Raw genomic sequence first — 4,088 nt, 5'->3', positions numbered from 1 at the left:
ACCTGGGGTGGCGGCAATGGCCGCACATTCCAGGATCTTGCCACAGTGCAGCGCCAGACCTTCATCAAAGCCCTGCATAATCGGCAGCGCCGCGAAGCAGGCCGGATCATAAGCCCGTCCGCCCAATACCACCTGCGCACCGGCTTCCAGCGCCCGCTGGAACGGTTCGATCCCCATCTGCGCCACGATGTAGGTGCTCTCTTCGATCGCCTCGTGGGTCAGTGCCGGAACAAAGTCCAGCGCGGTGATTTTGCCGTTATCCAGCGCCTGGTGAACCACCTCTTTATTGACATCCGATGGGATCAGCGCCATGGAGAAGGACAGTTTTTCTTCCTGTGCGATCTCCAGGATAATCTGCCGACACCACTCAAGGTGCGGTGCAGCACCGGATCCCCCGGCGGTGCCGATCACCACCGGAATGTTGTTCTTAACGCCCGCCGTGATCATATAGCGCAGATCGCGTTTCACTCCGGCCCGATCGGTAAACGGTTTACCCGCCCCCAGGTAGTGGGGGCCAGGATCGGAGGAGCCTGCGTCAACCGCGATCAGATCCGGTGACTCTTCCATGGCTTTACGAAAGCTCTCTTCCGGGAAGCCATAGCCCAGGATAGCCGTTGGCGATAAGATCTTAAATGTGCGTGCCATCTCTTAATCCTTAGTCTGCAACAGCGCGATGGTGCGGTTCATTTCGTTAAACACGATATTGAGACCTTCATCGAAGCCCATACCCGGCTTGATCAGCATACGCATTGGACGGGCGGCGAGAGCCACGTGGACGCAGGTGCGGGCGCTGATTTCGGTTTCGTTGCAGGTGCCGCCCTGGTAGGCTTCCATCCCGTGCTTGTTGCAGTACAGCACCGCGTCAACGATGTTGTGAATGCCGCCGAGATCCGGGGTTTTGATCTGCACCATGTGGCAGCTGCCGGCATCGGTGAAGTCCACGATGTCCTGATAGGTGTTGCACCATTCGTCGGCGACAATTTTCACGCCGGAACCCAGACGGGTCAGCTCTTTGGTGATCGCGGTCAGCATGCGGATCTGATCCGGTTTGTTGCCTGCATCGACCGGGCCTTCAATGTACAGCGGCAGACCCTGCGCTTCTTTTTCGAGGCTGGCGATATACTCGGCGCAGCGCACCGGGTCCATGTCGAAGATCAGACCGATGGTGCCATACACGTCGATATGCAGCGTCGGGTGATAGCGTGGGCTGGTGCGCAGGCTGAGAATACGGTCGGACAACCAGCGCACGTACTCACGCAGTTTTTCGCCTTTAAAACCGAGCTTCTCTTCAACGTTGTTGATCAGCGCGTGCGGCAGGACGTCAACGCCTTTGAGGATCATCTTGTCGACGGCGATGTAGCGGTCGTCGCCGCTCTGACCAAATAAAGGAATGGCTTCAGGTACGCACGGCAGTTGCCATTCGTCACACACCACTTCGGTTTTCAGACGACCTGAGGCCAGCGCGGTGGCGTCAAGCAGCGCCTGCGACAGACCGTAACGAACGGCGGTATGCAGCAAATTACCGTCGATGCGCAGTTTGTCGAAGAAACGGGCGTTCGGCAGGAACGCATCCACATCGCGGCCTTCCAGCAGCGGCTTAATATGATCGTTGAGGAACGGAATAAAATGTTCAGCCAGGAACAGCGGATCGCGGCCGCCGGCACCGGAGTACTGCACTGCGGCGCAATCACCCACCGCGACGGCGCCGTTTTCCAGAATCAGTTGTACGGAAACGCACTCGCCAGCCTGGCGGACAGAGGTAAAGCCCGGGGTAACCGGCGCACCGGTATAAATGAACCCGTCATGACCTGCGCCATTTTTGATCGCCTGCTGGTCATCAAAATAGAATGAGGAGTAGCCAGCGGTGAAAAGCGCCTGTTTAATTTTCATTATGGTCTTCCTATTAATTGACTGTGGGATACAGCGTTGATGTCATCAACAACCATCTGGAATGAGGGTTTACGTCCTTCGAAATGGGCACGTTCGGCGACGTAATCGTGGTGTAGAGCGAGAATGTCCTGCGGCAGCGGAACGGAGCCGGCTTCCAGAATACGGATCGCCCCGGCGTTATCGCGAACTGGCAGGATTTTACCGGCGTTACAGGAGGCCGGAGCGAAAGGTACGTCCAGCACGCCTGCTTCGAAGGCCAGCACGGTGCCGCGCGCAACATCGCCGTTGCCCAGCTCAAACACTTTCTTCAGAACCGCACGAACTTCGCTCTTAATCAGTTCCACTTCCTGCTCGACGGCGGCACACGGCGGGAATTTCTGGTCACTGACCATGTTGAGCATCTGACGTGACGCACGCAGCCCCTGGGCGTTTGCCGCCGCTGTCGGAATACCGAAGGCTTCATGCGGGCTCTTGGTGATCACTTTGGTCGCGCCGGACATACCGGCGACCGCTGCGCCCCAGGAGATAATGGCGAATGCTTTGGATTCGTCTTCCGGGAAACCGCCCATCCACTGGTGGAAGACGGTGCTCAGCTCGTAATCATCAAAACCGTAGTTCTGGAAATATTCATGAGACAGTTCACGCAGGGACTGAATCGCCGCGATATCCTGCGTGAGGCTGCCAACCTGGCCGTAGCCGACGGTAATCGACTTCACGCCCTGTTCCAGCGCCAGCAGACCTTCGATAATCGCCACTGCGTGAGACATGAACGGCGGGATCAGCGTGCCGGTCAACGGGCCGAATGGTTCGCGGTTAATGCGAATGCCATGTTCTTCATACAGCCCCATCAGACGGTCGCAGTACTGCCAGTCGCGAATCGATTTTTCCAGCGTCACGCGCTTGGCGTAAGGAATGTTGTAGGAGATCCCGCCGCCTTCATAGCTGGTGAAGCCGCTGGCCATGGCGATCTCCGCCAACAGACGCGCATCTGGCGTACCGTGACGGACCTGAATCGGTTTCTCCAGCGCTTCGGTCATCCGACGACAGGCCGCCACACCGTGGTTAACCACCGGCAGTCCGTTGAGTTTTGAGGTCCCGGCTTCGATAGATTTCTGGATCCCAATGGCGGCTTCTTCATAACGATTCAGACGGGTGTAGGCATCGATGGTGCTCGGCAGCAGGTCACACTCAACCTGCAGGGTTTTCAGCAGTTCGATATGCTCATCCATCAACGCCACACCGGCACGCGGTTGGCTCAGGGTTTTCCCTTCCTGATCCGCCTTCAGCAAGGCATGAGAGAAACGTTTTTTCTCAGGAATGGTCTGCTGATACTTCACGCCATCTTCAAAATGTTCGACGTCTTTGCCGGTATGCCACGTCTGCAACACCTGATGCCGTTCGGTCATAAATTCGTCATGGGTTAATTTTTTATTTCGAAGTTCCATTCGTCGCTGCCTTAGGTTTTATAGGGTTAAACAGTGAATGCTGGTGCGCGCAGCGGCCTGGGGATCCAGTCTGGCAACATTTGCCAGCAGGGGGAGCAGACCTTTTGCGTCGCGGTAGTACTCAAACTGAGTGGGTAAAAGAATGCGTCTGCCGTCGTCGTCCAGTTCGCGATATTTGAGCCAGTGATGGATATCAAACTGACTGGCGCGGGAGAGCCAGCCGCCCGAGCCAACCACTTTGCGCACGGTGGTCAGGTCGCGCCCCATCTGCAAATCGACATTGCCAACGCAGGTACAGACCTGCTTTTTGGTGCCAGCGTGACGCTCGGCGGCATAGCCGACGCACAGTCCGGCTAACAGAGAATCAAAGTATTTCTCTTCCTCGCTCTGCGGCAGATAATCGGGATGCGCCACCAGATGACGCAGGTAGCCATAGAAGGCCTCCTGGCGTGCCGGTTGCTGAGCGAATACCACCTTCACCAGTTCCTGGGTGCTTTCGCCTACCACCACGGCGGAGACGCGCATGCCGAGATCGCCTTCCACGGTGCGCTTAATAAAGGGCTCCGGGACACCGTGCAGCACGGTATCGGGCGAGAGGGTGTTGGCACTGGCGGAATAGACGTCGGTGGTCGCGCCGCCCATGTCGATGAGCATGAATTCTCTCCACGCGCTATCGACTTCGCTGATGGCTTTGACCAGTTCGTACACCGTCCAGGGGGTTGGCATGGGCTCTTCGCCGGTTTCACCGACAAT

General features: G+C 57.3%; 4 protein-coding genes. All 4 read right to left on the bottom strand.

From position 1 onward, the window contains the following. Positions 1-645, bottom strand: a 645-nt coding sequence (locus AB7E14_RS21505) for an acyclic terpene utilization AtuA family protein (RefSeq protein WP_428169934.1), incomplete at its 3' end; no start/stop codon positions are given. A gap of 3 nt (positions 646-648) precedes the next feature. Next, a complete protein-coding gene (locus AB7E14_RS21500; RefSeq protein WP_043001350.1) occupies positions 649-1,890 on the bottom strand; it encodes a methylaspartate ammonia-lyase in 1,242 nt (413 codons plus the stop codon). Then, positions 1,890-3,335, bottom strand: coding sequence for a methylaspartate mutase subunit E (locus tag AB7E14_RS21495; protein WP_043001349.1), 1,446 nt, complete (start codon positions 3,333-3,335; stop codon positions 1,890-1,892). Before AB7E14_RS21495 ends, AB7E14_RS21500 begins: the two co-directional genes overlap by 1 nt. A gap of 18 nt (positions 3,336-3,353) precedes the next feature. Further along, the coding region (locus tag AB7E14_RS21490; RefSeq protein ID WP_428169933.1) for a glutamate mutase L at positions 3,354-4,088 on the bottom strand (735 nt) is incomplete at its 5' end.

Origin of the sequence: Citrobacter sp. (assembly GCF_050252275.1) — a bacterium.
GTDB lineage: Bacteria > Pseudomonadota > Gammaproteobacteria > Enterobacterales > Enterobacteriaceae > Citrobacter_A > Citrobacter_A amalonaticus.
The sequence above is the reverse complement of the archived record's forward strand: the minus strand, read 5'-3'. Positions and strand labels throughout refer to the sequence as shown.

Bases quoted from the DNA above. Each gene is read 5' to 3' on its own strand.
- AB7E14_RS21495 (WP_043001349.1), bottom strand. From the start codon at position 3,335: ATGGAACTTCGAAATAAAAAATTAACCCATGACGAATTTATGACCGAA.
- AB7E14_RS21500 (WP_043001350.1), bottom strand. From the start codon at position 1,890: ATGAAAATTAAACAGGCGCTTTTCACCGCTGGCTACTCCTCATTCTAT.